General features: G+C 71.7%; 27 protein-coding genes and 1 tRNA gene. 16 read left to right on the top strand and 12 right to left on the bottom strand.

Going from position 1 to position 23,620, the window contains the following annotated elements; translation table 11 throughout:
* The first annotated feature begins 18 nt into the window (after positions 1 to 18).
* The gene (locus NCI01_RS00680; RefSeq protein WP_254179543.1) at positions 19 to 984 is read left to right on the top strand and encodes a rhomboid family intramembrane serine protease; all 966 of its coding nucleotides are present in this window, start codon (positions 19 to 21) and stop codon (positions 982 to 984) included.
* Between the two features lie 280 nt (positions 985 to 1,264).
* Here NCI01_RS00680 and NCI01_RS00675 read toward each other — a convergent pair whose 3' ends face one another.
* On the bottom strand, positions 1,265 to 1,717 hold the full coding sequence (locus tag NCI01_RS00675) for a cell division protein CrgA (protein ID WP_254179542.1): 453 nt from the start codon (positions 1,715 to 1,717) through the stop codon (positions 1,265 to 1,267).
* Between the two features lie 95 nt (positions 1,718 to 1,812).
* Here NCI01_RS00675 and NCI01_RS00670 point away from each other — a divergent pair, with 95 nt between their 5' ends.
* Positions 1,813 to 2,565: a DUF881 domain-containing protein gene (locus tag NCI01_RS00670; RefSeq protein ID WP_254179541.1), complete on the top strand. Its 753-nt coding sequence runs from the start codon at positions 1,813 to 1,815 to the stop codon at positions 2,563 to 2,565.
* Positions 2,566 to 2,738: 173 nt separating this feature from the next.
* Here NCI01_RS00670 and pknB read toward each other — a convergent pair whose 3' ends face one another.
* From pknB to NCI01_RS00635, 7 genes are read right to left on the bottom strand one after another with little or no spacing between them, the layout of a single operon-like run.
* Positions 2,739 to 4,553, bottom strand: coding sequence for a Stk1 family PASTA domain-containing Ser/Thr kinase (gene pknB / locus NCI01_RS00665; protein ID WP_254179540.1), 1,815 nt, complete (start codon positions 4,551 to 4,553; stop codon positions 2,739 to 2,741).
* The gene (locus NCI01_RS22495; RefSeq protein WP_254179539.1) at positions 4,550 to 6,034 is read right to left on the bottom strand and encodes a serine/threonine protein kinase; all 1,485 of its coding nucleotides are present in this window, start codon (positions 6,032 to 6,034) and stop codon (positions 4,550 to 4,552) included. Before NCI01_RS22495 ends, pknB begins: the two co-directional genes overlap by 4 nt.
* Positions 6,031 to 7,491 (bottom strand): peptidoglycan D,D-transpeptidase FtsI family protein, encoded by a 1,461-nt coding sequence (locus tag NCI01_RS00655; protein ID WP_254179538.1) that lies wholly within the window; start codon positions 7,489 to 7,491, stop codon positions 6,031 to 6,033. Before NCI01_RS00655 ends, NCI01_RS22495 begins: the two co-directional genes overlap by 4 nt.
* On the bottom strand, positions 7,488 to 8,897 hold the full coding sequence (locus NCI01_RS00650) for an FtsW/RodA/SpoVE family cell cycle protein (protein WP_254179537.1): 1,410 nt from the start codon (positions 8,895 to 8,897) through the stop codon (positions 7,488 to 7,490). The genes NCI01_RS00655 and NCI01_RS00650 overlap by 4 nt, the downstream gene beginning before the upstream one ends.
* Positions 8,898 to 8,916: 19 nt before the next feature.
* The gene (locus NCI01_RS00645) at positions 8,917 to 10,158 is read right to left on the bottom strand and encodes a PP2C family protein-serine/threonine phosphatase (RefSeq protein ID WP_254179536.1); all 1,242 of its coding nucleotides are present in this window, start codon (positions 10,156 to 10,158) and stop codon (positions 8,917 to 8,919) included.
* Positions 10,158 to 10,640, bottom strand: a complete 483-nt coding sequence (locus tag NCI01_RS00640) for an FHA domain-containing protein FhaB/FipA (protein ID WP_254179535.1) — start codon at positions 10,638 to 10,640, stop codon at positions 10,158 to 10,160. The genes NCI01_RS00645 and NCI01_RS00640 overlap by 1 nt, the downstream gene beginning before the upstream one ends.
* Positions 10,633 to 11,349, bottom strand: a complete 717-nt coding sequence (locus NCI01_RS00635; RefSeq protein ID WP_254179534.1) for an FHA domain-containing protein — start codon at positions 11,347 to 11,349, stop codon at positions 10,633 to 10,635. The genes NCI01_RS00640 and NCI01_RS00635 overlap by 8 nt, the downstream gene beginning before the upstream one ends.
* 165 nt (positions 11,350 to 11,514) lie before the next feature.
* Between NCI01_RS00635 and NCI01_RS00630 the strand changes: the two genes are divergently transcribed.
* The 14 genes from NCI01_RS00630 (at position 11,515) to NCI01_RS00565 (ending at position 20,668) form a co-directional block, all read left to right on the top strand.
* A tRNA-Leu gene (locus NCI01_RS00630) sits at positions 11,515 to 11,601 on the top strand.
* A 265-nt stretch (positions 11,602 to 11,866) separates the two neighbouring features.
* The gene (locus NCI01_RS00625) at positions 11,867 to 12,631 is read left to right on the top strand and encodes a hypothetical protein (RefSeq protein WP_254179533.1); all 765 of its coding nucleotides are present in this window, start codon (positions 11,867 to 11,869) and stop codon (positions 12,629 to 12,631) included.
* A 174-nt stretch (positions 12,632 to 12,805) separates the two neighbouring features.
* Positions 12,806 to 13,054 (top strand): ATP-binding protein, encoded by a 249-nt coding sequence (locus tag NCI01_RS00620; RefSeq protein ID WP_254179532.1) that lies wholly within the window; start codon positions 12,806 to 12,808, stop codon positions 13,052 to 13,054.
* Positions 13,051 to 13,545, top strand: coding sequence for a hypothetical protein (locus NCI01_RS00615; protein WP_254179531.1), 495 nt, complete (start codon positions 13,051 to 13,053; stop codon positions 13,543 to 13,545). Before NCI01_RS00620 ends, NCI01_RS00615 begins: the two co-directional genes overlap by 4 nt.
* Positions 13,546 to 13,770: 225 nt before the next feature.
* A complete protein-coding gene (locus tag NCI01_RS00610; protein ID WP_254179530.1) occupies positions 13,771 to 14,730 on the top strand; it encodes a TerC family protein in 960 nt (319 codons plus the stop codon).
* Positions 14,727 to 15,824 carry a baeRF3 domain-containing protein gene (locus NCI01_RS00605; RefSeq protein ID WP_254179529.1) on the top strand — a complete coding sequence of 366 codons (1,098 nt, stop codon included), beginning with the start codon at positions 14,727 to 14,729 and terminating at the stop codon, positions 15,822 to 15,824. The genes NCI01_RS00610 and NCI01_RS00605 overlap by 4 nt, the downstream gene beginning before the upstream one ends.
* Positions 15,825 to 16,004: 180 nt before the next feature.
* Complete coding sequence (locus tag NCI01_RS00600; RefSeq protein ID WP_254179528.1) at positions 16,005 to 16,220, top strand: hypothetical protein; 216 nt, start codon at positions 16,005 to 16,007, stop codon at positions 16,218 to 16,220.
* Positions 16,221 to 16,328: 108 nt separating this feature from the next.
* Positions 16,329 to 16,628, top strand: a complete 300-nt coding sequence (locus tag NCI01_RS00595; protein WP_254179527.1) for a helix-turn-helix transcriptional regulator — start codon at positions 16,329 to 16,331, stop codon at positions 16,626 to 16,628.
* A 175-nt stretch (positions 16,629 to 16,803) separates the two neighbouring features.
* Positions 16,804 to 16,989, top strand: a complete 186-nt coding sequence (locus tag NCI01_RS00590; protein ID WP_254179526.1) for a hypothetical protein — start codon at positions 16,804 to 16,806, stop codon at positions 16,987 to 16,989.
* 2 nt (positions 16,990 to 16,991) lie between these two features.
* Positions 16,992 to 18,098 carry a hypothetical protein gene (locus NCI01_RS00585; protein ID WP_254179525.1) on the top strand — a complete coding sequence of 369 codons (1,107 nt, stop codon included), beginning with the start codon at positions 16,992 to 16,994 and terminating at the stop codon, positions 18,096 to 18,098.
* Positions 18,099 to 18,123: 25 nt separating this feature from the next.
* Positions 18,124 to 18,432 carry a hypothetical protein gene (locus NCI01_RS00580; protein WP_254179524.1) on the top strand — a complete coding sequence of 103 codons (309 nt, stop codon included), beginning with the start codon at positions 18,124 to 18,126 and terminating at the stop codon, positions 18,430 to 18,432.
* Between the two features lie 132 nt (positions 18,433 to 18,564).
* Positions 18,565 to 19,200 carry a nitroreductase family protein gene (locus NCI01_RS00575; RefSeq protein WP_254179523.1) on the top strand — a complete coding sequence of 212 codons (636 nt, stop codon included), beginning with the start codon at positions 18,565 to 18,567 and terminating at the stop codon, positions 19,198 to 19,200.
* Entirely contained in the window at positions 19,197 to 19,673 is a 477-nt protein-coding gene (locus NCI01_RS00570) for a glutathione peroxidase (RefSeq protein WP_254179522.1), read from the top strand. The genes NCI01_RS00575 and NCI01_RS00570 overlap by 4 nt, the downstream gene beginning before the upstream one ends.
* Positions 19,673 to 20,668 (top strand): hypothetical protein, encoded by a 996-nt coding sequence (locus NCI01_RS00565; RefSeq protein WP_254179521.1) that lies wholly within the window; start codon positions 19,673 to 19,675, stop codon positions 20,666 to 20,668. Before NCI01_RS00570 ends, NCI01_RS00565 begins: the two co-directional genes overlap by 1 nt.
* Positions 20,669 to 20,777: 109 nt before the next feature.
* Here the strand turns inward: NCI01_RS00565 and NCI01_RS00560 are convergent, their stop codons facing one another.
* The 4 genes from NCI01_RS00560 to NCI01_RS00545 form a co-directional block, all read right to left on the bottom strand.
* Positions 20,778 to 22,043: a glutathionylspermidine synthase family protein gene (locus NCI01_RS00560; RefSeq protein ID WP_254179520.1), complete on the bottom strand. Its 1,266-nt coding sequence runs from the start codon at positions 22,041 to 22,043 to the stop codon at positions 20,778 to 20,780.
* 18 nt (positions 22,044 to 22,061) lie between these two features.
* Positions 22,062 to 22,520 carry a DUF350 domain-containing protein gene (locus NCI01_RS00555; protein ID WP_254179519.1) on the bottom strand — a complete coding sequence of 153 codons (459 nt, stop codon included), beginning with the start codon at positions 22,518 to 22,520 and terminating at the stop codon, positions 22,062 to 22,064.
* A 66-nt stretch (positions 22,521 to 22,586) separates the two neighbouring features.
* Entirely contained in the window at positions 22,587 to 22,973 is a 387-nt protein-coding gene (locus NCI01_RS00550) for a hypothetical protein (RefSeq protein ID WP_254179518.1), read from the bottom strand.
* A complete protein-coding gene (locus NCI01_RS00545) occupies positions 22,970 to 23,578 on the bottom strand; it encodes a potassium channel family protein (protein ID WP_254179517.1) in 609 nt (202 codons plus the stop codon). The genes NCI01_RS00550 and NCI01_RS00545 overlap by 4 nt, the downstream gene beginning before the upstream one ends.
* Between the last annotated feature and the right edge of the window lie 42 nt (positions 23,579 to 23,620).

The following is a 23,620-nucleotide window of genomic DNA, read 5'->3' as shown; positions in this document are numbered from 1 at the left end:
GACACCCGTGACCCAGCCATGACCCAGCCGCCCGAGGGGACGGCCGCGGAGCCGACCGCGGCCGGGGTGCCCACCTGCTACCGGCACCCCGACCGCGAGACCTGGATCCGCTGCCAGCGCTGCGACAAGCCGATCTGCCCCGACTGCATGCGCGACGCCGCGGTGGGCTTCCAGTGCCCCGACTGCATCAAGCAGGCCAACAAGGGCTCCCGCCAGAACCGCGCCATGTACGGCGGTGAGCGCAGCGCCGACCCGCGGCTGACGACGTTCGTCCTCATCGGCATCAACGCCGTCATCTGGCTGGCGATCACCGCGACAGGCGGGCGGCTCTCGAAGATCGCCGACCTCTTTGCCCTGGCTCCCACTGGGAGCTGTGGTTCGGAGTCAGCACCGACCCAGTACTACCCCGGCATCCAGTCGTCGGTGGTGTGCGAGAACCTGCCCAACGGCGACGGTTTCTGGAAGGTCGGCTTTGCCGACGGGGCCTGGTGGCAGCTGATGACGAGCGTGTTCACGCACATCGAGATCTGGCACCTGGCGATGAACATGTTCGCCCTGTTCATCTTCGGTCCGGTGCTCGAGGGCATCGTCGGCCGGGCGCGGTTCCTGGCCATCTATCTCCTCGCCGGACTCGCGTCGTCGGTGCTGGTGCTGTACCTGTCCAGTCCCGACTCGACCACGGTCGGCGCCTCGGGCGCGATCTTCGGCCTGCTGGGCGCCCTGCTCGTCGTCGTCCGCAAGGGCCGGCTCCAGTCCCAGTGGCTCGTGCAGAACCTCGTCCTCGGCGTCGTCGTCACCGTCGTGGGCTGGCGCTTCATCTCCTGGCAGGGCCACCTCGGTGGCCTCGTCGGCGGCGCCCTGGCCGCCGCGATCGTCGCCTACGCCCCGAAGTCGCGGCGCTCCGTCGTGCAGTGGAGCGGTCTCGCCGTCGTCCTGGTGCTCCTGCTGGCGCTCGCCCTCGTACGGGACGCCGCCCTGTCCTGACGCCTGACGCTCGCGTCTGCCGCAGCCCCCGCCCCTCGTCGTACGACGGTGGCGGGGGCTGCGTCGTTTACCCACAGGTGTGCACACAGGTGTGGATAACTACACGCCTGTAATTCGTCCACAGGCTTTGTCCACAATGGGGACAACCGGGGGCGTGATCGGGGCGGGCTCGAAATGGACTCGAGCGGTGGGAGAGACGCCTTCCCTTCCCCAGGAAGGCGCCTCACCCACCGCTCGAGGCGACGGATGTCCGACCCGCGTCAGCGGGCCGAGGGAGAACCTACTCCCACTTGGTCGCGAAGCTGAAGCCGACCGCCATGAAGGCGATGCCGACGACGAGGTTCCACTGGCCGAGGTCGTTGAACACCCACAGCTTGGAGAGGTCGTCGGAGAACACGTAGAAGGTGCAGATCCACAGCAGGCCGATGAGGAAGCAGCCGAGCATGCCGACCACGACTCCGCGGCCGCGGCCGAGGGGGGTCGAGGGGTGCGCGGAGATCATCAGGCCGAGCATGAGCAGGCCGAAGCCGATCGCGTAGTTCCAGTCGCCGAGGTCGGACACCGCCTTGGGGCTGCCGTCGACCGGGGGGAACGCGAGCGGGTTGCCGCGGCCCTGGACGTAGTAGAAGACGAGCCAGGCGATGCCGGCGGCCATGAGCAGCAGGGCGATCAGGAACCTCGGGGTGAAGAGCGACGTCTTCTCCGGGGAGGTGATCGTGGGGGACTTCGACACTGCTGCTCCTGGGGCTTGGCTGTTCAGGGTCCCGGCGGGCTCACGGCACCGGTCACGGGCGGTACGGTGCCCGACGGGGGGTTAGCGTAGTCGGCATGCGTCAACCGTCCCACTCGTCCCCCGGGCGTCGTCGCGCCTGGCGCGTGGCCACTCCCGTGGTCGTGCTGCTCATCGGGGCGCTCTTCGCCGTGAGCGCGGAGCAGAGCGACGGCTTCGACCTGCGTGGTGGACGACTGACTGACCTGGCGTCCGTGGTCCGCGCGGAGCGTGACGAGGCGGGCGAGCTCACCGCACGGGTGGCGGAGCTCAACGCCGAGGTGGAGTCGCTCAGCACCGAGCTCGGCGACCGGTCCGTCGGGCGCGTGCAGGACCAGATCGCGACCCTCGTCGACCCTGCCGGGCTCACCGAGCGGACCGGCCCCGCGGTGCAGGTCTCCCTCGACGACGCACCGGAGGAGTCCCGGCTGGCCTACCAGGGCGACCCGAACGACCTCGTGGTGCACCAGCAGGACATCCAGGCGGTGGCCAACGCGATGTGGAATGCCGGCGCCGAGGCGGTCACCATCCAGGGCCAGCGGCTGATCTCGACGACCGGCATCAAGTGCGAGGGCAACCAGGTCACCCTCCACGGCATCCCCTACTCGCCGCCCTACGTGATCGTGGGCATCGGCGACCAGGCGGCGATGGAGGCCGAGCTGACCACCGACCCCATCCTGGCGACCTACCGCGACTACACCCTGCTGCCCGGCGGCGGCGTCTCGTGGGACATGGCACGTCTCGACTCGGCCGTCGCGCCGGCGTACGACGGCCTGCTCGACCTCACCTACGCGACCCCGATGCCGGGGTGACCGGCGCCTGACGGGCACGACGGGAGCGTCGGGGGCCGAGACTTTGCACCCAGGTCTGGTACTTGTCGGCCGAGATCTCTACCTGTAAGCGGGGTGGTCACCGGATATCCGGTGACCACCCCGAGCCACCGCGCAGCGATTCCGGCGCCTGACGAGCCGCTCCCGGCTCCGGGTCAGCGCTGCGGCCGCTGCGGGGTCGGCGGCGGCTCGGTGGGGGGCGGCTCGGTCGGCGCCGGCTCGGTGGGGGGCGGCTCGGTCGTCGGAGGTGGCTCGGTGGTGGGCGTCTCCGTGGGGGTCTCCGTGGGCGTCTCGACCGGCTCCTCGAAGGCGGAGACGAAGATGGTCACGGTGCTGCCCTGGTCGGCGGTGCCGCCGGCCGGGATCTGGTCGACGACCGTGCCCTTCGGCTCGGTGGAGGCGGCGTCGGTGCGGACGTCCGGCGTGAACCCCGCGTCGCGGATGGCCCGCTCCGCCTCGCGCTGCTGCAGGCCGCGGACGTCGGGGACCTTCTCGGGGCCGTCGGAGAACACGATGGTCACGGTGGTGTCCTCGGCCACCGACGTGCCGGCCGCCGGGTCGGTGCTGAGGACCTGGTAGCGCGGCTCGTCGGAGTCCTGCTCCTGGAAGCGCACCTTGAGGTTCTGCGCCAGCATCGCCGCGCGGGCGTCCTTGCGCGCCGTGCCGACGACGAACGGCACCTCGACCTCGGGCTTCCCGGTCGAGACGACGAAGCTGATCGACGTCCCGGGGTCCTGGAAGGTGTCGCGGTTGGGCTGCTGCTCGATGACGAGGTCCGCCTCGACGGTCTCTGACGTCTCCCGGTCCACCCGGCCGACCGTGAAACCGTCGTCCACGATCGCGAGCCGGGCCTCCTCCTCGGTGAGCCCGACGACGTTGGGCACGGCGGTGCGCTCGGACGCGTCGTCGAAGAGCATGCCGTTGAGCAGGTAGGCGCCGCCGGCGAGCAGCGCGACGACCAGGATCCCGGCGAGGACCCACCAGCCCGCGCGGCTGCGCGACGGCTCGTCGTCGCGGGGCGGCGGTGCTGCGGCGGCCGCCGAGGTGGCGGCGGGCGCGACGGTGGTCGCGTAGTCGTCCTCGGGGGGCGGGACCGGCGGGGGTGCCTGGATCGGGTGGCCGGCGAGGTAGCGCTCGATGTCGGCCTTCATCGCCGCGGCGCTCTGGTAGCGGTCCTCGACGCGCTTGGCGAGCGACTTCATCACGATCGCGTCGATCTCGGGGTCGAGCTCGTCGTCGAGGTCGGACGGCGGCGCCGCCTGTTCGCGCACGTGCTGGTACGCCACCGCGACCGGGCTGTCGCCGACGAACGGCGGGCGGCCGGTGAGCAGCTCGTAGAGCAGGCAGCCGGTGGAGTAGACGTCGGAGCGCGAGTCCACGGTCTCGCCGCGCGCCTGCTCGGGGGAGAGGTACTGCGCGGTGCCGACCACGGCCGCGGTCTGCGTCATCGTCGACGAGGCGTCGGAGATCGCGCGGGCGATGCCGAAGTCCATCACCTTGACGTCGCCCGACGGCGTGAGCATCACGTTGCCGGGCTTGATGTCGCGGTGGATGATCCCGGCGCGGTGGCTGTAGTCGAGGGCCGACAGCACGCCGGCGGTGATCTCGAGCGCGCGCTCGGGCAGGATCTTGCGGCCCTCGCGGAGGATGTCGCGCAGCGTGCGCCCCTCGACGCACTCCATGACGATGTAGGGCTGGGCGACGCCGGACCCGTCGGTGGCCATCTCCTCGCCCGTGTCGTAGGTCGAGACGATCGCGGGGTGGTTGAGCGACGCCGACGACTGGGCCTCGCGGCGGAACCGGGCCTGGAAGGTCGCGTCGCTGGCGAGGTCGGTGCGCAGCCGCTTGACCGCGACCGTGCGCCCGAGGCGCTGGTCCTTGCCCTTGCGCACCTCGGCCATGCCACCTCGGCCCAGGAGCTCGCCGAGCTCGTAGCGGCCGCCGATGAGCGTCGGCTCCGGCTGCGTCATCCCTGGTCGCTCCCTTCGTCTCGTCGCTGGCCGGGCGGGACCTTGGCCCAGTAGCTGACCGTCACCTGGTCGCCCTCCTGCAGCGTGCCGCTCGGCTCCACCGACACCACGATGCCGTCCGGCTGGTCACCGGGGTTGGCCACCTCGACCGCCTCGGGCTTGAGCCCGAGGTCGCGCAGCTCCTTCTCGACGTCCTTGCGGTCGCGCCCGACGTAGGCGGCCGGGTCGACCTCGACCGTGGTCGGCTCCGTCTCGGTAGGTGTCTCCGTGGGGGTCTCGCTCGGGGTCTCCGTCGGCGTCTCCGTCGGCGTCTCGGTCGGTGTCTCGGTGGGGCTCTGTGTCGGGCTCTGGGTCGGGCTGTCGGCCGGCGACTGCGAGCCGCCCTGCGACGGGGTGCTGCCACCGTCGGCGGCGGGCTCGTCGTCGCGGGTGCCCAGCCAGACGGCGAGCAGCACGGCGAGCAGCACGGCCGCGAGGCCGACCAGCAGGGGCCACGGCGTCGTACGACGACGGGCGGGCGCAGGGGCGGGGGCCGGTGCGGGCGCGGGCGCGGGAGCCGCGGCCGGCATGACCTGCGTGGAGGACCCGGCGGGCTCGACCGCCTGAGCGACCACCGTGGCCGCTGCGGCGCCGGCGACCGAGGCGGGGGAGCGCAGCGCCCGGGCGAAGGCGGCCCCGTCGGGGAAGCGCTCCTCCGGCGACTTGGACATCGCGCGGCGTACGACGGCGGCGAGGTCGGCCGGGACGGAGTCGGGGAGCTCGGGGACCGGGTTGCGCAGGTGGGCGATCGCGGTGGCGACCGGGGTGTCGGCGACGAACGGCTTGCGGCCGGCGAGGCACTCGAAGGCCACCACCGCCAGGGAGTAGACGTCGGACGCGGCGGTGGCGGAGGTGCCCTCGGCCTGCTCGGGGGAGATGTAGGCCGGTGTGCCCATCACCTCGCCCGTCTGGGTCAGGGCCATCCCCTCGGCCGCGCGGGCAATGCCGAAGTCGGTCACCTTCACCCGGCGGTCGGGGGTCACGAGGAGGTTGGCGGGCTTGACGTCGCGGTGCACGATGCCGGCGGCGTGGGCGACCCCGAGGGCGTCGGCCGCCTGGGCGAGCAGGTCCTGCGTGACGGCCGGATCGAGCGGCGCGCCGGGGCGCAGCAGCGCGGAGAGCGGCTGGCCCTCCACGAGCTCCATGACCAGGTAGGGGCGCGGCGTCGTCGAGCCGTCGACCGGCGAGCCGTGGCCATAGTCGAAGACCGAGGCGATGCCGGGGTGGTGCAGCGCCGCCGCATGGCGGGCCTCGGTCTCGAAGCGGGTGCGGAACAGCGCGTCGTCGGCGTACTCGGGCTTGAGCACCTTGACCGCCACCGGCCGGTCGAGGACGGTGTCGCGCGCCGACCACACCTCGCCCATGCCGCCCGTGGCGATGCGCGACTCGAGGACGTAGCGGCGGGCGTCGTCGACGTGGCCGCCGGGTGCGAGGGCGGTCACTGGTTGATCACCGCCTCCATGACCGCCTTGGCGATCGGGCCGCCGAGGCGTCCGCCGCCGATCTCGGAGCGGGAGGTGTCGCTCGACTGCACGAGGACGGCGACGGCGACCTGCGGGTCGTCGGCCGGGGCGAAGGAGACGAACCACGCATAGGGCGGCCGGTCGGCGGTCGACTGGGCGGTGCCGGTCTTGCCGGCGACCTGCACGCCCGGGATCTGGGCCGGGGTCGCGGTGCCGGAGTCGACGGTGGCGACCATCATCGAGGTCAGCTCGTCGGCGGTGGTGCTCGAGATCGCCTTGCTGATGCTCTGCGGGTCGGTGCGGTCGAGGACCGACAGGTTGGGCGCGCGCACCTCGTCGACGACGTAGGGGCGCATCACGTCGCCGTCGTTGGCGATGGCGGCGGCGACCATCGCCATCTGCAGCGGCGTCGCGGTGACGCTCGACTGGCCGATGCCGGACAGCGCGGTCTGGGGCGGGTCGAGGTCGCGCGGGTAGAGCGACTCGGCCTGGCCGCCCAGGTCCTCCAGGGAGGTGTCGTTGAAGCCGAACTTCTCGGCCTGGTCGGCCATGGCTTCCACGCCGAGCTCGTTGGCGAGGCTGAGGAACGTGACGTTGCACGAGACCTGCAACGCCTGGGTCAGGGTGATCCGGCGACCACCGCAGTTGCCGCCGTCGTAGTTGGGGACGCTGGTCGTCGACTGGGGGAGCTGGAACCGGTAGCCGCCGGGGACCATCGAGTCGGCGTCGTAGTTGCCCGACTCGATCGCGGCTGCGGCGGTGACCAGCTTGAACGTCGACCCCGGGGGCAGCGTGGTGGCGATGGCGCGGTTGACGAGCGGCTCGCGCGGGTCGGCGTTGAGCTCCTTGCTGAGGTCGGCGACCGCGCCGAAGTCGTGCGAGGCGAGCTTGTTGGGGTCGAACGTCGGGGTCGAGGCCATCGCGAGCACCCGACCGGTCGTCGGCTCGAGCGCCACCACGGCACCCTGCGCATCGCCCGGCAGGGCCTCGAGGCCCTCCCACGCGGCGTCCTGCGCGGCGGCGTCGACGGTGAGCTGGACGTTGCCGCCCTTGGGGTCGCTGTTGCTCAGCATGTCGACCAGGCGCGTGACGAACAGGCGCGAGTCGTCACCGGCCAGGACAGCGTTCTGCGAGCTCTCCACGCCGGTCTGGCTGAACCAGGAGAAGTAGCCGGTGATCGGGGCGTACTTGAACGGCTGGGAGTAGGTCCGCTGGAACTTGTACTGGTCGTCGGACGGCACGCTGCGGGCGATCGCCTCGTCGCCGACGAGGATCGCGCCGCGCTCGCGGGAGAACGTCGCGGTGATGATCCGCCGGTTGCGGGGGTCGTCGGCCAGGCTGTCCGCCCGGACGTACATCAGGTAGGTCGCGTTGACGAGCAGGGCCAGGAAGAGGACGAGGCAGAAGACCGAGACGACGCGGATGGGCTTGTTCATGACCTGAGCTTCACCACCTGGGTGCTCTCGCTGTCGGCGCCGGCGTCGTCGACGGGGTCGAGGCGCGGCGCGGGACGGCGGGCCTGGTCGGAGACGCGCAGCAGCAGCGCCACGATGACCCAGTTGGCCACGAGGGACGAGCCGCCGTAGGACAGGAACGGCGTGGTCAGGCCGGTCAGCGGGATCAGCCCGGTGACGCCGCCGATGACCACGAAGACCTGCAGGGCGACGATGGCGCCGAGGCCGACCGCCAGCAGCTTGCCGAAGCCGTCACGGGAGATCAGCGCGATGCGCAGCGCCCGCTCCACGATCAGGCCGTAGCAGAGGATGATCGCCATGACGGCGGTCAGGCCGAGCTCCTCACCGATCGTCGAGACGATGAAGTCGGAGTAGGCGAACGGCACCCGCTCGGGGAAGCCGTTGCCGAGCCCGCGGCCGATGAGACCGCCCCAGCTCTGCCCGAACAACGCCTCGACGAGCTGGTAGCTGCCCGGCGACGCCTCGTAGTAGTCCAGGGGGTCGAGCCAGAAGTTGAACCGGTTCTGCACGTTGCCGACGAAGGTGTACGCCGCCAGCGCGCCGGCGCCGAACAGCAGGCCGCCGACGACGAGCCAGCCGGGGCGCTCGGTCGCGACGTAGAGCATCGCGAGGAAGAGGCCGAAGAACAGCAGCGAGGAGCCCAGGTCGTTCTGCAGCACCAGGATCATCATCGAGACGCCGAACATCGCCAGGATCGGCCCGAGGTCGCGGCCGCGGGGCAGGTCGACGAACAGGACCCGGCGCCCGGCGAGGGCGAGGGCGTCGCGGTGCAGGACGAGGTAGCCGGAGAACGCGATCACCAGCAGCACCTTGGCGACCTCGCCCGGCTGGAAGCTGAAGCCGGCGACGTTGATCCAGATGCGGGCGCCGTTGATCTCGCGGCCGACGAGGGGCAGGAAGGGCAGGATCAGCAGCAGGATGCCGAGCAGGCCCGCGGTGTAGGTGAAGCGCTGCAGCACGCGGTGGTCGCGCAGCAGGGCCAGCGTGACGATGAAGAGGACCACGCCCAGCGTCATCCAGATCAGCTGCTGGCGCGCGAAGGTGTGCTGGTCGAGCCCGTTGGCCTCGTAGGTCAGGTCGAGGCGACGGATCACGGCGAGGCCGAGGCCGTTGAGCGCGGCCACCAGCGGCAGCAGGACCGGGTCGGCGTAGGGCGCCACGATGCGTACGGTGACGTGGGCGGCCACGATCAGCGCGGTCAGCCAGCCGCCGTAGCCGACGAGGTCGGCGGGCACGACGCCCTCCACCCCGAGGCCGACGGCCGCGTAGGCGCCGATGCCCACCGCGAGCGCGAGCACGAGCAGGAACAGCTCCGCGCCCCGGCGACGCCGGTGCACGAAGCCCATCAGGGTCCCGGTCTGAGTCATCCTCGTCCGTCCGTCACCCTCAGTCGACGTCCTGGCGCGCGGCGTAGTTGTCCACGGTCAGCCGCGCGTCCTCCAGGTCGTCGGCCTCGATGCCCTCGCGGACCTGCTCGGCGTCGATGTCGCTGAGGCGGGTCAGCTCGACGTCGGTGGTCTCGTAGGCGTGGGAGAGGGAGATGCCGGGGAGGCGGGCGTCGATGCCGCGGAAGATCGTGATCCGGCCGTCCTCCTCGGCGACGTAGAACTGCTGCTGGCTCCACGACCAGCCGGCGGCCAGCACCACCCAGGCAACGCCGAGCAGCACGAGGGCGATCAGCAGGCGGCGCAGCCACGAGTAGCGGCCGGGGTCGCGCGGGGCGTAGCGGACGGCCTCCGGGTCGATCGGGTCGGCGACGTAGGCGCCCGCGGGCACGTCGTCCGGCACGGGCGGGATCTCACCGGTGTCGCCGGAGCGGTGGCCGCGGAAGAGGCCACCGACCCCGCCGCCGAGCGGCAGTCGCCGCGGCAGGTCGGCGGCGGCGCCGACGAGCAGGGGCGCCAGGTCCTCGGGCGGCGCCTCCTCGGAGACGTCGGCGACGATGCAGGTGACGTTGTCGGTGCTGCCGGCCTCGAGGCTCGCTCGGACGAGCTCGACCGCGGCGAAGTCGGGCGTGCCGGTGCCGAGGATCTCGGCCATCCGGTCGTGGGTGAGGGTGCCGCAGGCGCCGTCGCTGCAGAGGAAGACGCGGTCGCCGACCTCGGCGGGGAACTCGAAGAGGTCGGGCTCCTCGTGGCGGATGCCGTCGAGCGCCTTGAGGATGAGGTTGCGGTGCGGATGGGTCCGCGACTGCTCCTCGGTGATGCGGCCCTCGTCGATGAGCGACTGCACGAAGGTGTGGTCGTGGGTCAGCTGGCGCAGCTCGCCGCGACGGTAGAGGTAGGCGCGGCTGTCGCCGATGTGGCCGACGCCGAAGCGGGTGCCGTCGAAGAGCGCCACGGTGGCCGTCGTCGAGGTGCCGTTGAGGGCCGGGTCCTCCTCGACCAGCTCGGCGATCCGGTCGTCGGCGCGGTGCACGGCGCCGGCGAGCTGTCCCAGGATGTCGTCGTCGGGCTCCTGGTCGAGCTTGCGCAGCGCCTGCACCGCGGTGCTCGAGGCGAGGTCGCCGCGGACCGCGCCGCCCACCCCGTCGCAGACCGTCAGCAGCCAGGGACCGGCGTAGCCGCTGTCCTGGTTCTCGCGGCGCACCCGGCCGACGTCGGAGATCGCGGAGTAGTGGAGGTACATCACTTCCGCAGCTCCAGGATCGTCTTGCCGACGCGGACCTGCACGCCGAGGCCGATCGTGGTGGGCTGGGTGATGCGGACGGGGCCGACGTAGGTGCCGTTGGTCGAGCCGAGGTCCTCGACGAACCACTCGTCGCCGCTGGCCGCGACGCGCGCGTGGCGGGTGGAGACGTAGTCGTCGTCGAGCTTGATCGCCGCGTCGCTGCCGCGGCCGATGAGGAGGGGCGCGTCGGCGAGCTCGGCACGGGTGCCGGGGTTCTCGCCCTCGACCACGAGCAGGTGGGTCGGGGCGCCGCGGCGGGGCTTCTTGTTGGGCTTGGGGGCCTTGCTCTTGCGGCCCGGGGCAGGTGCGCCGTTGCGTGCGGTCTCGGGCACCCGCGCGCCGAACATGTCGGAGCGGATCACCGAGATCGCGGACAGCACGAAGATCCAGAGGATGGCCAGGAACGCCACGCGGATGAGGAAGAGCGTCAGCTCAGACATTCCAGCCCCCGGCCTCGTCGCGTCCGCCGTCGATGCGGACCGTCATCTCGGTGTGCCCGATCTTGATCGTCGACCCGTCGCGCAGCCGCGCGCGGGGGACCTTGGTGCCGTCGACCAGGATCCCGTTGGTCGAGCCGAGGTCGACGGCCTCGACGCCGTCGATGCTGACCTCGAGCTCGAGGTGTCGCCGGCTGACGCCGGGGTCGTTGATGCGCAGGTCGGCCTCGGTGCCGCGGCCGATGACCAGCCCCGGGGGTCGCAGCGGGTGGCGGGTGCCGTTGACCTCGAGGGTGGCGTGGGAGGACCGGGTCCGGGTGCGCTGGTCGTTGTCGGTGACGCTCGCCTGCGCCTTAGACCGGATCCGGAAGCGGCCGGTGGTCAGGTCGTCGGCCGACTCGAAGGCGATGCTGATCGGACCGGTGAAGACGTAGCCCTGCGCGTCGGCGTGGTCCTGGAGCTGGTCGACAAGGTCCTGCTCGAGCGCGCGACCGAGGCCGACGATGCGGTCGAGGTCGGTGGCCGACAGCTCGACGTGGAAGTCGTTGGGCACCAGCCGGCGCTGCCGGCTGAGCACCTGGGCGTTGTTGTCGCACTCGCGCTGGAGCGCGGCGGCGATCTCGACGGGCTGCACGGCGCTGCGGAAGGCCCGGGCGAACACACCGGAGATCACTGTCTCGAGCCGGTGCTCGAAGCGCTGCAAGGGGTTCATCCTCAGGCCTCCTCTCGTCGAAGCGTCGGGGTGGGCAGGCATCAACGACCGCCCGAGCGGTGCCGCCGAGCGTACCGGCCGGTCGCTCCCGCGCCACCGTGGCGCCCCGGCGTACGGCCGATTGGGAGGGCGTGTCGGCGGTGGGGTAGCCTGAGCCCGCTTCAAGCGCGAGTGGCGGAATAGGCAGACGCGCACGGTTCAGGTCCGTGTGTCCGAAAGGACGTGGGGGTTCAACTCCCCCCTCGCGCACCATGGGTGGCTGGCCCCGGGTCCATGGACCCGGGGCCTTGGCCATTTTCCGGGGCGCCCGCTCTGGGCAGGCATCAACGATGCGCACCGCGACATCGCTCGCAGGTGGCGACGAGTGGGTCCTCGTAGCGTTGAGCCGGTCGCTGGCGACTGTGTGCGACGAAGCTGGGCGAGGCTGTTGACCCGGGGGCCTTGCGCCCCTGACCAGTGCTCATGGAGCGCGAGAGGCTGGAGGCACGGGGAGCGACCGGCGAGGGAGCGCGGCACGATGAATCACGTTCGTATCAGTATCGGCCTGGCTGCGGCGACGATGCTGCTGCTGGGGGGCTGCGCGGATGATGGCGACGATTCTGGATCGCCCCCCTCGAGCACTCGGTCCGCCACGTCGCACGGAGCCGCGCCGACACCCGAGCAGCTGGCCGCGGCGTTGGTGACGGCGGACGACTACGACGGCACGTGGGCCGTCAACGTGCCCCAGGACGCGGAAGGCGCGATCGACGGCGTGGTGCCCGAGAGCAAGCAGGGGATGCTGCCGAGGATCGAGCTGTGCGGCAAGGCCGGCAGGGAGTCTCATCTGGCCGCGGAAGGGCTGCGGTGGCAGGCGTTCCGGCAGATCGACCAGTCTGAGGAGGATCCCATCGACATGGCCACTGGCGATCGGGTGGGCCACATGATCTTCGTCCAGGAGTACCTGCTGGCGGAGGACCCGGCCGAGGTCGAGTCGACCTTCAACGCGTTGCGTGATGGCATGCGCGCCTGTCAGGGGAAGATCCCTGCCGGCGAGGAGGGTCCCGGTGAGGCCGAGCCGATGGCGATCCCGGATGTTGGCGACGACCGCTACGGCGACGTGACAAGGCTGGCTGAGGCCGGTGGCGGGGCGTACTGGCTGCTCCACAACTCCCTGGTGCGGCAGGGCCCGGTGCTGATGGACCTGCAGGTGGTCGACATCGTGATGGGCCAGGGCGTTGAACCCGCCTTCACCACGGAGGGCATCGGTGCGTTCGTCGCCACCGCTGTCGAGAAGCTCCCCTGACCTGCTCGTTCTCCTGACCACGTCCGCAGCGCACTGTCATTCCGCGCTGATGGCGAGCCGCGCGGGCGACCGCCCCGGTCGGGTGACTCACGCTCACCGATCGGCTCCCGGACGTCGTGGGACGCGTAGGCTGACGAGGCACCAGTGTCCGGGGGCCGACAGCAGGGAGGGCCCGTGACGCCAGCAGGTGGTGACGGAGACCGGACCCTCGTGGGGCGCGCTCGAGAGGTCGCCCAGCTCGACGCCTTCGTCCGTGCGGCCACGGCGACCGGTGGCGTGCTCCTGCTGACCGCCGAGGCGGGGATGGGCAAGTCCGCCCTGGAGGCCGCGACGGGCACCGCACGACGGAACGGGGCTCGGGTGCTCCGTGCCCCCGGCGTGGAGTTCGAGACCTCCACGACACCTACACGCCCAGCAGCGTGACGATCGAGAACTCGCGCGACGAGGTGCTGGAGGAGCGCTCCGACCCGCGGGCCGCGTTCGTCGGCCACTCCCTGGAGACCCCTTGGGACCGCCTGCACCTGGCCTACTTCACCGGCTATGCCATGTGGACGTACCTCACCCAGCCGTTCTCCTGGCTCCTGCCCGGGGTCGAGGTCGAGGAGCTCGACCCGTGGAGCGAGCAGGACAAGACGTGGCGCCGACTCCGCGTGGTCTATCCCGCAGACATCGCGACGCACTCCGCCGAGAACCTCTACTACCTCGACGACCGTGGCCTCATCCGGCGCCACGACTACACGACCGAGGTGCTCGGGTCGACGACACCCGCTGCCCACTACGCGTTCGACCACCAGGCGTTCGACGGTGTCCAGGTGCCGACCCGTCGCCGCGTCCACCTGGTCGGCGCGGACGGCGTCGTGATGCCCGAGCCGGTGGTGGTGAGCATCGACGTGGACGACGTCCGCTTCGAGTGACCGATGTCGCGATGGCACGTGACCCCCGGGCTTGACGTACGAAGCAAGCTTCGTGAATAATGGACCGCACGAGGGGAGTACCCCACCTCACCGCATCGTCAGTTCGGCCGGCCGTGACCGGCTCGGTGCGGCGGCCACGACGGACGCAGGTCCCGGTGGCGGGGGAGACCTCCGACGTCACGCCCGACTCGTCGTCGAGTCGGGCCACGCTGGAGGTACGAGAACATGGATGTCCCCCTCTGGGCCTGGCTCGCTGTCCTGGCCGTCATCCTGGTGATGCTGGCCGTCGACCTGCTCGCCCACCGCAAGGCCCACGTCGTGTCGGTCCGGGAGGCCGCGACCTGGTCCGCGGTCTGGGTCTCGCTCGGGCTCGCCTTCGGTGGCGTCGTCTGGTGGGCGTACGGCGCCCAGGCCGGTGGTGAGTACTACGCCGGCTACCTGATCGAGAAGTCGCTCGCCGTCGACAACGTCTTCGTCTTCGCGCTGATCTTCACCTACTTCGCCGTGCCGCGGGAGTACCAGCACCGGGTCCTGTTCTACGGCGTGCTCGGCGCCCTGGTCTTCCGGGCGATCTTCATCGCGGGCGGTGCGGTGCTCATCGAGAACTTCGCCTGGGTCCTCTACGTCTTCGGCGCGTTCCTCGTCTTCACCGGGTGGAAGATGTTCACCCACCGCAACGACGAGATGGACCCCTCGCGCAACCCGGTGTTGCGCCTGGTCCGGCGATGGGTGCCGAGCACGGACGAGTACGACGGGCAGAAGTTCTGGGTCAAGCGCGCCGGCAAGTGGGTCGCGACCCCGCTCTTCACGGTGCTCGTCCTCGTCGAGACGACGGACATCATCTTCGCCGTCGACTCCATCCCGGCGATCTTCGCGGTGACGCAGGAGCCGTTCCTGGTCTTCACCAGCAACGCCTTCGCGATCCTGGGCCTGCGCGCGATGTACTTCCTGCTCGCCGACCTGATCCACCGCTTCGTCCACCTCAAGGCGGGGCTCTCGGCGATCCTCGTGTTCGTCGGCGTCAAGATGCTCCTCCTGGACGTCTGGAAGGTGCCGATCTGGCTCTCCCTCACCGTCATCGCCACCTGCATCACGGTCGCCGTCGTCGCCAGCCTCCGCGCGACGCGTGAGCAGGCCCCCACCGCGGGGGACCCGGCGGCCGGCCACGAGGACGTGCTGCGATGAGTGCCGGCGCGATCGGCTCGCCCGTCGCCCTGAGGACGAGGGACATCGCGGACCTGGCGGTCACCGCCGGCTACCCGTGCATCTCGGTCCTGCTGCCGACGGAACCGGCCCCGCGCATGACGCCGGCGGACCGGTCGAGGCTGGACGACCTGGTCCGGGACGCGGCGCAGTGCCTGGTCGAGCGGAGCGTGACGAACCGGTCCCGCCTGCTGGACAAGCTGTCGGACCAGGTGGACCGCGCCAGCGACGAGCCGACCGATCGGGGGTTGTGCATCTACGTCAACCGGGCGGTCGCCCGCTCGTTCCGGCTGCCGCAGCCGGTGGCCCCCCGGGCGGTGGTGGAGAGCACCTTCGCCACCAGGCCGCTCATCTCGGCACTGCACCGCATGCCGCCCCACCTGGTGCTCCTGGTGCATCCCACCTGCGCTCACCTGTACGCCTCGGAGGACGGTGGCCTGCGTCCCGTCGGGCGGCACGAGCCCTTCGGCTCGGAGCACTCGATCCGGGTGCCCGGGCCCCGCCAGCCGGCCGCCGCTGCCACGCGGGCAGAGGTGACGACCGGGTTCCTGCGCGGCGTCGACCAGCTGCTGGGGGACTACCGGTCCGATCACCCGAGCCCGCTCGTGCTCGTCGGGCCGCCGCGCCTGCTCGACGAGTTCTGCGCCCTGAGCGGCAACCTCGAGCGGCTCGCCGGCCGGGTCGACGACCGCGACTGCGCCACGATCCTCGACCTCGCCCTTGCCGGCATCACCGCCGTCGAGGCCTACCTGCGGACTCGACGCGAGGACGCGCTCGCGTTGCTCCGGCGAGCGGCGGTGGATCGACCCATGGACGTGGCTTCGGGCATCGAGGGGTGCTGGCGAGCCCTGGGCCGGCGGCGACCGGCGATGCTCCTGGTCGAGGAGGACTTCATCGTTCCGGGCACCACGGTCCCCGGGCGCGGCACCCCTGGCGGCGCGCCCGCGGTTGCTGAGGTGCACGACCTGGTGGACGACCTGATGGAGCAGGTGATCCTGACGGGCGGACAGCTCGCGCTGGTCGCCGATGGCGACCTCGCCGGCCACGACCGGATCGCGCTCGTCCTGCGGCACTGAGGAGGCCTCCGTGAACGTACGACGACTCCTGCTCCACCTGCGTGGGCGACTGCCGCTCGACGAGCCCGTGACGCCGGCCGGACCCCGGCTCGAGGTGACCAGGACCCGTCCCGTGACGGCCCCGTGGGCACGGCGGTCGGTCCGGCCGATGCGATGGCGGGGTCGCGGCACACTGGGGCCGTGACCATCGACGGATTCCGCGCCGGAGTGCTCTTCGCGGCTGCCGGCGCCCTGCTCGCCCTGCTCGTCGACCAGGCACTGGGGTCGGGGCTCGGGGTGGTCGCCGCTCTCCTCGGCTTCGTCGCCGGTCTGCTCGTCCAGCAGACACTCCTCTGGAGCGTCGTCGTCGTCGCCGTCGTCCGCGGCGCGGTGAGGTGGGCGGCGCGCCGACGCTGAGGTGGCTCCAGGTCGCCTCGTCATGGCGGGGAGCAGCTCGACGACGTCGGTCGGGCCGAGCTCGCGAGGCGGAACGGACGAACTGCAGATCGCGTAGCATGGTTCGCCGTGCCTCGTGACGACTGGACCTTCCTCTCCAACCACGGCCACGTCCTGGTCGCCCTGGCGCGCGACCCGGACGCCCGGACCCGCGACGTGGCGGACGCCGTCGGGATCACCGAGCGGGCTGTCCAGCAGATCGTGGCCGACCTCGTCGAGCACGGCTACGTCGAGAAGGAGAAGGTGGGCCGGCGCAACCGCTACCGGGTCATCCGCGGCTCCCACTTCCGGCACGACCTCGAGTCCGGTGTGACGCTCGGCGCGTTCGTGGACCTGGTCAACGCGTACCCTGCGACCGTTGACACGTGAATTTGACTTCGTGATAATCTGGTCGCACATCAGGGTTGGGGAGTAACCCAGCTCCGGTCGCCGTCACCACGGCCCACCAGCCCGGCGACCGGGTCCCGCACCGGGACGGGAGAGACCACCTCTGATCACCATCCGGGCAGCAGAGCCCGGAGCGACGACAACGGTGGTGATCAGCATGGGCGACATCCTCATCCTCGGCGCAGTGGCGATCTGGCTCGGCCTGTGGGCGGCTCGTGACCTCGACAGGTGCGGGGTCACCCGCCGGCACGCCAGCGCGGCCGCGCGGCGCAGACGGCCGCGTCGCGGGCCCCTGCTGGGCGCCGGGCCCGGGCGGCCGTACGTCGACACGGCCGGAGGTTGACCGTGATCATCAGGGGCCCGGACGCCCTGACCCGCGGCGCGCAGGTGACGGCGGCACCCACCGCGGGTCGTCGAGACCTCACGCCGCAGGCGGTGGCTCACCTGACCGTGAGCGGTGGCCACCCCTGCATCTCCGTGCTGATGCCCACCACGCCGGCTGCTCGGATGGCGGTCGCCGACCGCGCGCGCCTCGACGGTCTGCTCCTCGACGCCGAGCGGCGCCTGGCTGACGACGGCGTCACCGACCGCGAGCGGCTGGTGCGCGAGCTGCGCCGGCTGGCCCGCATCGCCCAGGACTCGGGCACGTCCCACGCCCTGGGGATCTTCGTCAGCGACCACGTCTCGCGCGCCTGGACCCTTCCCGTGTCGGTCCACCCGAAGGTCGTGGTCGAGTCCACCTTCGCCACCCGCGACCTGCTCCGGGCTCTCCACCGGACCCCGCCGCACCTGGTCGTGCGCATCGACGAGTTCGGTGCCCGCGTGTTCTGGGTCGCCACCCGGGTGACGCTGCTCGAGACGGTCGAGCGCCTCCCCGGCGGCAGGCCGCGACCCGTCGGCGACCGCGAGCTCGCCGCGGACCGGACCCCCGAGGACCGCCGCGACCTCCTCGCTCGCCTCGACGCGTGCATGACGCGGCTGCGGTCGCAGCGCCCGGCACCGCTGGTGCTCGCGGGTGATCCCGGACTCGTCGCCGAGCTGAAGGGCGGCGCGACGTGGCTGCACCGGCTGGCGGGGGAGGTCGTCGACGCGCGGGCCGACGCCCCGGACGAGCTGTTCAGCGCGACCGCGCTCTGTCTCGAGGACTACCTCCGCCGACGCGGTCAGCAGAGCCTCCACGACCTTTACGAGGCGGTGGCCACCGCGCCCGACCAGGTGGTCGCCGGGCTGGACGAGTGCTGGGCCGCGGTGACCAGGCGCACCCCGGGCACGCTCCTGGTCGAGCACGGCTACGTGCACCCCCGGCCACCGGGGGAGGGCGGCGAGGTGGCCTCCCACGACCTCGTCGACGACCTCCTCGAGCTGGCCCTCGAAGCCGGCAACCTCATCGCCTTCGTCGACGACGCGGAGCTCCACGAGTTCGGCGGGATCGCGCTGCTGCGATCGGGGTGACGGTGTCGTCGGGCATGCTCGGGCCATGGCCGAGCCCCGCGACTCCCCGACCGAGGACGAGAAGTGGCTGGTCGTCGACGGCCGGCGCTGGCGGCGTACGGACCCGGCCATCCCGGATGACGAGCTCGCCCGGCTGAAGTCCCACCTCGGGCGCGGCCGGTCGGGCGTGCGCACGGCGCACGGTGACGCCGAGCTCGAGGCCACCCGCCACCGGACGCAGCTGGCCAAGGTCGGCCTCGGCGAGCGGGGCACGCCGTGGTGGGAGCAGACCGACGCCGAGCGGCGCGAGCGGTGGGAGTCGGCGCTGGCCGAGCTCGACACCCTCGACGACTGAGGCAGCCCGGTCAGCCGAACAGGTCGGCGGTGATCTGCTCGCCCGCACCGATGTCGCGCAGCGCCGCCCCGTACATCCGCCCAGTGAAGCACCGGCCGACGGGCCGAGGGGCCGTATCGACATACTCGAACAGTGACCGATCGAGCGCCGCAGCCCACCGCCGCCGGACTGGCCGAGCCCCTGCGGTCGCGCTGGAGCCCGAGCGTGTACGACGACGCGCACCGGCTGACCCACGACGAGGTCGAGACCCTGCTGCGCGCCGCACAGTGGGCGCCGAGCAAGGGCAACACCCAGCCGTGGGCGTTCTTCGTCTGCGTCCCGGGCACCCCGCAGCACGAGTCGCTCGTCGCGACGCTGAGCCGCGGCAACGCCGGCTGGGTGCCGCGCGCCTCGGTCGTCTTCGTCACCGCCGCGCACGTGCTCGAGAGCGAGGAGCCCGGCGCGGCGTCGTACAGCGACCACGCCCTCTACGACGTCGGCCAGGCCGCGGCCCACCTGACGCTGCAGGCGCGGGCGATGGGGCTGCACGCGCACCAGTTCGCCGGCTTCGACCACGACGCGCTCGCCGAGGCGCTCGGCGTGCCGGCCACCCACCGCGTCCTCACCGGCATCGCCGTCGGCGTGCCGGGTGACCCGACCGAGGTCGACGAGCGCACCGCCGCCCGCGACCGCCGCGACCGGGCGCGCCGGCCGCTCGAGGAGTGGGTGTTCGGCGAGCGCTTCGGGGAGCCGTTCGTGACAGCGCCGCTGGCAGACTCTGGGTCATGACCTCTCTCTCCGACTTCTCGGCCACCGCGATCGACGGCACCGACACCGACCTCTCGCAGTACGACGGCAAGGTCGTGCTCGTCGTCAACACCGCCTCCCAGTGCGGCTTCACCGGCCAGTACAAGGGCCTGCAGCACCTGCAGGACACCTATGCCGACCAAGGCCTGGTCGTGCTGGGCTTCCCGTGCGACCAGTTCGGCAACCAGGAGCCGGGCGACGAGGCGGAGATCTCGGAGTTCTGCGAGCGCAACTTCGGCGTGACGTTCCCGCTGTTCGCCAAGGTCGACGTCAACGGCGACGACGCCCACCCGCTCTTCGCGTGGCTCAAGGACTCCAAGGGCGGGCTGCTCGGCAGCAAGATCAAGTGGAACTTCACCAAGTTCCTCGTCGGCCGCGACGGCCAGGTCATCGAGCGCTACGCCCCGCAGACCGAGCCGGAGAAGCTGTCCGGCGACATCGAGAAGGCGCTCTGATGCGCGCCGGCGTCGTGGCCGCGGCGGTCCTCGCCGCGGTCGTGACGTCGGCACCTGCGAGCGCGGAGACAGCGCCTCGGTCGGCGACGGACGGGCGCGTCGCCGACACCGTCGTCGGCACCGGGACGCCTGCGTCGTGCACCTCGCGCGCGGTCGTGCGCGCCGTGGCGAGGGGCGGCCTGATCCGCTTCGACTGCGGCCCGTCGCCGGTGACGATCGCGATGAAGCGGACCGCGAAGGTCGTCAACACCTCGGCCCGCGTCGTCCTCGACGGCGGCGGGCTCGTCACCCTGAGCGGCGAGGACAGGCGGCGGATCCTCTACATGAACACCTGCGACCGCGCGCAGGTGTGGACGACCTCGCACTGCAACGACCAGGCCGAGCCGCTGCTGGTGCTCAAGGGCATGCGGTTCGTCCGCGGCAACAGCACCGGCGAGACGACCGACGGCGGAGGTGGCGGCGCGGTCTTCGTGCGCGGGGGCCGGCTGAGGATCCTCGACTCGACCTTCGCTGACAACCGCTGCGACCGCACCGGCCCCGACGTGGGCGGGGCCGCGGTCCGGGTGCTCGACCAGTACCGCGACCGGCCCGTCGTCGTACGACGCTCCAACTTCACCGGCGGCCGGTGCAGCAACGGCTCGGCGCTGAGCAGCATCGGCGTCTCGTGGCGCATCAGCGGCTCGACCTTCACCGGCAACCGCGCCGTCGGCCGTGGCGCCAACCCCGCCCGGCCCGGCACGCCGGGCGGCGGTTCGGGGGGCGCCATCTACATGGACGGCGACGACATCCACCTCACGCTCGAGGACAGCGTGATGTCGAACAACACCGCGCGCGAGGGGGGCGGGGCGATCTTCTTCGTGTCCAACGACCGCTCCGGCACCCTGACGATCGACGGCTCGCGACTGATCGGCAACACCAGCGAGGGCTTCGAGACCATCCCGGGGGTCTTCTTCCTGGGCGCGAGCCGGACGATCACCGACTCGGTGGTGCGCTAGGGGGCGGTCACCGGATATCCGGTGACCACCCCGCTTCGAGGTCGAGATCCCGGGTGCAAAGCACGCAACTCGGGTGCAGAGTCCGGGCTCGCCCGCAGGTACAGCGAGGTCAGGACAGTGTCGGCGCGTCCGGCCCGACCCGCTCGGCCAGCCACTGCGCGACCTGCTCCTCCGACGGCGCGAGCCCGTCGCTGATCACGTGGGGCGCGACGCGGGAGAAGTAGTCGGTGACCATGTTGTCCGACTCGCGCACCAGCATGCCGGCGGCCTCGCCGTCGACGATCCACGACCCGAGCACCACGCGGTTGCCCTCGAAGCTCGGCAGGTCGGTGTAGGCCTGGTAGACCCAGCCCTCGGCGCCGTAGCCGCCGGGCATCACGACGTCCTCGATCATGTCGTCGAGGTGGATGCGGATGTTGTCGCCCTCGCGCCCGTGCAGCGGCTTGGCGACCCAGCGCTCGAGGTCGCGCGGCTCGTCGAAGTACGCCGGCAGCAGCAGGCGGTGGCGCGGGAAGAGCTCCCACAGCACCGGCAGCAGCGCCTTCGTGCTGAGCAGCACCTTCCACGCCGGCTCGATCCACCGCGTCGGGCGGGACTCCTGCTGCTGGACGACGTACTGGCCGAACGGCTCGGCGAGCATCTCCTCCCAGGCGTAGAGCTTGAAGGCGTTGCGCAGCGGCTCGTCGTGGACGTCGCGGTAGTCGCGGGTGTCGGGGTTCCAGCCGACCTCGGCCATCGGGTGGGCCATGGTGACCCAGCCGGCCTGGACGGCGGTGTCCATCAGGTAGTGGACCGTCATCTCCATCTCGCCGCCGTCGTAGGAGTCCTCCTCCCCGAGGTCGTAGAGGAAGTGCAACCGGTCGCCGTCGAAGTGCCCCGAGCGGCGCAGCGTGCGCCACCCGGCGACGAGCCGGTCGTGGACGGAGTTCCACTGGTCCATCTCCGGCATCACGTCCTCCATCCAGTTCCACTGGATGATCCCGGTCTCCACGAGGCCGGTCGGGGTGTCGCCGTTGATCTCGAGCATCTTGATCGACCCGTCGGCGCCGTAGGCGAGGTCGAAGCGTGCGTAGAGCGCCGGGTCGCCGGCCTCGATCGAGCGTCGGACGACGCCCAGCGAGCCGGGCGGCAGGCCGAGCCGCTCGTCGGTCATCGTCGTGGCCATGTGGGTGACGGCCTGCAGGCACATCGCCCACAGCTCCTCGGTGGCGGCCTCGAGGGCCTCCACCTCCTCCATCGTCACCTCGTACCAGGCGTCCTCGTTCCAGTAGGGCAGCTCGGAGCCGTCGGGCATCTTCGTGGTCGGGAAGACCAGACCCTGCTCCACGACGGTGTCGCGCCAGCCCTCACGCGCTCGCGACCGGTGCCGCCACATGTCGGGTGCCCGTCCCGCTCAGGCGATGCTGGCGCACACGATGGCGCCGACCGACAGGGCGACCGCCGCCGCGACCTGCGCGAGGGGACGTACGGGGCCGGGCGCGGTGACGATCTGCCGCAGGTCACCGGGCGTGATCGCCTCGACCGCGAAGAACATCAGGGTGTTGAGCACGATGCCGACCACGCCGAAGCAGACGGTCCACACCAGCGCCCAGCCGAGCGAGGTCTCGCCGTTGGTCCAGATCGCGGTGAAGAGCACCGCGGCGTTGGAGGCCAGCCACGCCGAGGTCACCAGGCCGGCGCCCTTGGAGTGGGCGTGCACCGACTCGTTGCCGTTCTCGTCCACGCCGCGCAGGTGGGTGCCGAGGTGGCCGGGCGTGGCGAGGTCGAGGACGTAGTAGGCCACGACCAGCATCGCGCCGCCGACGAAGGCGTACGCGACGGCGTGGAGGAGGGCGTTGATCAGGTCTGTCACGGGGTGTTCTCCTGGGGAGCGGTGCGGGCGTGGTGGGGTGCCGAGGCGGGGGCTGGGCGGGCAGGCTCAGCCGAAGCCGCGGGAGCTGCCGCCGAACCCGCCCTTGGTGGTGGCGGACTTGACGGTGGAGCCGCCGGTGGTCGGTAGGCCGCCGCGCTGCACCGAGCCGTTGAGGGTGCTGCCGCGGTAGGTCCCGCCGCTCACGGTCGAGCCGACGCCGGGGACGACCGACCGCGCGGCGAGGTAGTACCAGAAGAAGCCGGTGCCGCTCCCGTCGTAGTCGGAGTCGTCGTCGCACTGGTCGTCGTCGACGCGCTCCTCGGTCTCGGGGTCGACGCAGACGGCGGCGTAGTCGGCGCTGGACGAGCAGCCGGTGAGGCTGCTGGCCATCAGCGCGGTGATGCCCAGCGAGATGCTGGTCGACCGCATGCGACGGCGGGTGGGGGTGGTCATCGGGCGCCTCCGGGCGGGTCCTGGTCAGCATTCGTCGGCTGGGCGTTCTTCTGCGTGAACATCGCCAGCATGCGCTCGGCGACGTCGGTGGTGCTGGCGTCGGCGGCCTCGTGCTCGGCGAGGCGCTGGTCGAGCCACTCGCGACCGTGCTGGGCCTCGAGGGAGGCGAGGGTGAGGTGCTCGAGCCGGTCGATGCGCTCGTGGACGTCCTCGAGGACCGTCGCCACGGCGAGCGACTCCTTGTCGAAGACGAGGTTGGCGATGACGTGGCCGATCGCGATCGGGACGAGCACCAGCATCGAGACGATCAGGACCGCGCCGACCGCGCGGCCGGCGGTCGAGGACGGGTAGAAGTCGCCGTAGCCGACGGTCGAGCCGGTCACGATGCCCCACCACAGACCCTCGATGGGGCCCTTGTCCTCGAGGAGGGCGTAGGTCAACGAGCACGCGACCCAGATGCCGAGCACCACGAGCACCAGCAGGTGCGGGGCGTTGACGAGCCCGCGCACCGGACGCGCGACGAAGCCGATGCGTCGCGCGATCGCGCTGTCGGCGTCGCCGACGGCCCCGTCCGTCCTGCCGTCGTCTGCGGCCACCTCGGCCATGGCGCACCCCCCGATCGTTTGCCACCACCCGCGTGCCGTCGC

The sequence above is a fragment of the Nocardioides pinisoli genome, from assembly GCF_024199985.1.
GTDB lineage: Bacteria > Actinomycetota > Actinomycetes > Propionibacteriales > Nocardioidaceae > Nocardioides > Nocardioides pinisoli.
This window is presented reverse-complemented; position numbering and strand designations above follow the sequence as displayed.

Bases quoted from the DNA above. Each gene is read 5' to 3' on its own strand.
- NCI01_RS00590 (WP_254179526.1), top strand. From the start codon at position 16,804: ATGGGCGACATCCTCATCCTCGGCGCAGTGGCGATCTGGCTCGGCCTG.
- NCI01_RS00560 (WP_254179520.1), bottom strand. From the start codon at position 22,043: ATGTGGCGGCACCGGTCGCGAGCGCGTGAGGGCTGGCGCGACACCGTC.
- NCI01_RS00655 (WP_254179538.1), bottom strand. From the start codon at position 7,491: ATGAACAAGCCCATCCGCGTCGTCTCGGTCTTCTGCCTCGTCCTCTTC.
- NCI01_RS00610 (WP_254179530.1), top strand. From the start codon at position 13,771: ATGGATGTCCCCCTCTGGGCCTGGCTCGCTGTCCTGGCCGTCATCCTG.
- NCI01_RS00635 (WP_254179534.1), bottom strand. From the start codon at position 11,349: ATGAACCCCTTGCAGCGCTTCGAGCACCGGCTCGAGACAGTGATCTCC.
- NCI01_RS00650 (WP_254179537.1), bottom strand. From the start codon at position 8,897: ATGACTCAGACCGGGACCCTGATGGGCTTCGTGCACCGGCGTCGCCGG.
- NCI01_RS00605 (WP_254179529.1), top strand. From the start codon at position 14,727: ATGAGTGCCGGCGCGATCGGCTCGCCCGTCGCCCTGAGGACGAGGGAC.
- NCI01_RS00640 (WP_254179535.1), bottom strand. From the start codon at position 10,640: ATGTCTGAGCTGACGCTCTTCCTCATCCGCGTGGCGTTCCTGGCCATC.
- pknB (WP_254179540.1), bottom strand. From the start codon at position 4,553: ATGACGCAGCCGGAGCCGACGCTCATCGGCGGCCGCTACGAGCTCGGC.
- NCI01_RS00645 (WP_254179536.1), bottom strand. From the start codon at position 10,158: ATGTACCTCCACTACTCCGCGATCTCCGACGTCGGCCGGGTGCGCCGC.
- NCI01_RS00670 (WP_254179541.1), top strand. From the start codon at position 1,813: ATGCGTCAACCGTCCCACTCGTCCCCCGGGCGTCGTCGCGCCTGGCGC.
- NCI01_RS00570 (WP_254179522.1), top strand. From the start codon at position 19,197: ATGACCTCTCTCTCCGACTTCTCGGCCACCGCGATCGACGGCACCGAC.
- NCI01_RS00565 (WP_254179521.1), top strand. From the start codon at position 19,673: ATGCGCGCCGGCGTCGTGGCCGCGGCGGTCCTCGCCGCGGTCGTGACG.
- NCI01_RS00580 (WP_254179524.1), top strand. From the start codon at position 18,124: ATGGCCGAGCCCCGCGACTCCCCGACCGAGGACGAGAAGTGGCTGGTC.
- NCI01_RS00550 (WP_254179518.1), bottom strand. From the start codon at position 22,973: ATGACCACCCCCACCCGCCGTCGCATGCGGTCGACCAGCATCTCGCTG.
- NCI01_RS00680 (WP_254179543.1), top strand. From the start codon at position 19: ATGACCCAGCCGCCCGAGGGGACGGCCGCGGAGCCGACCGCGGCCGGG.
- NCI01_RS00625 (WP_254179533.1), top strand. From the start codon at position 11,867: ATGAATCACGTTCGTATCAGTATCGGCCTGGCTGCGGCGACGATGCTG.
- NCI01_RS00545 (WP_254179517.1), bottom strand. From the start codon at position 23,578: ATGGCCGAGGTGGCCGCAGACGACGGCAGGACGGACGGGGCCGTCGGC.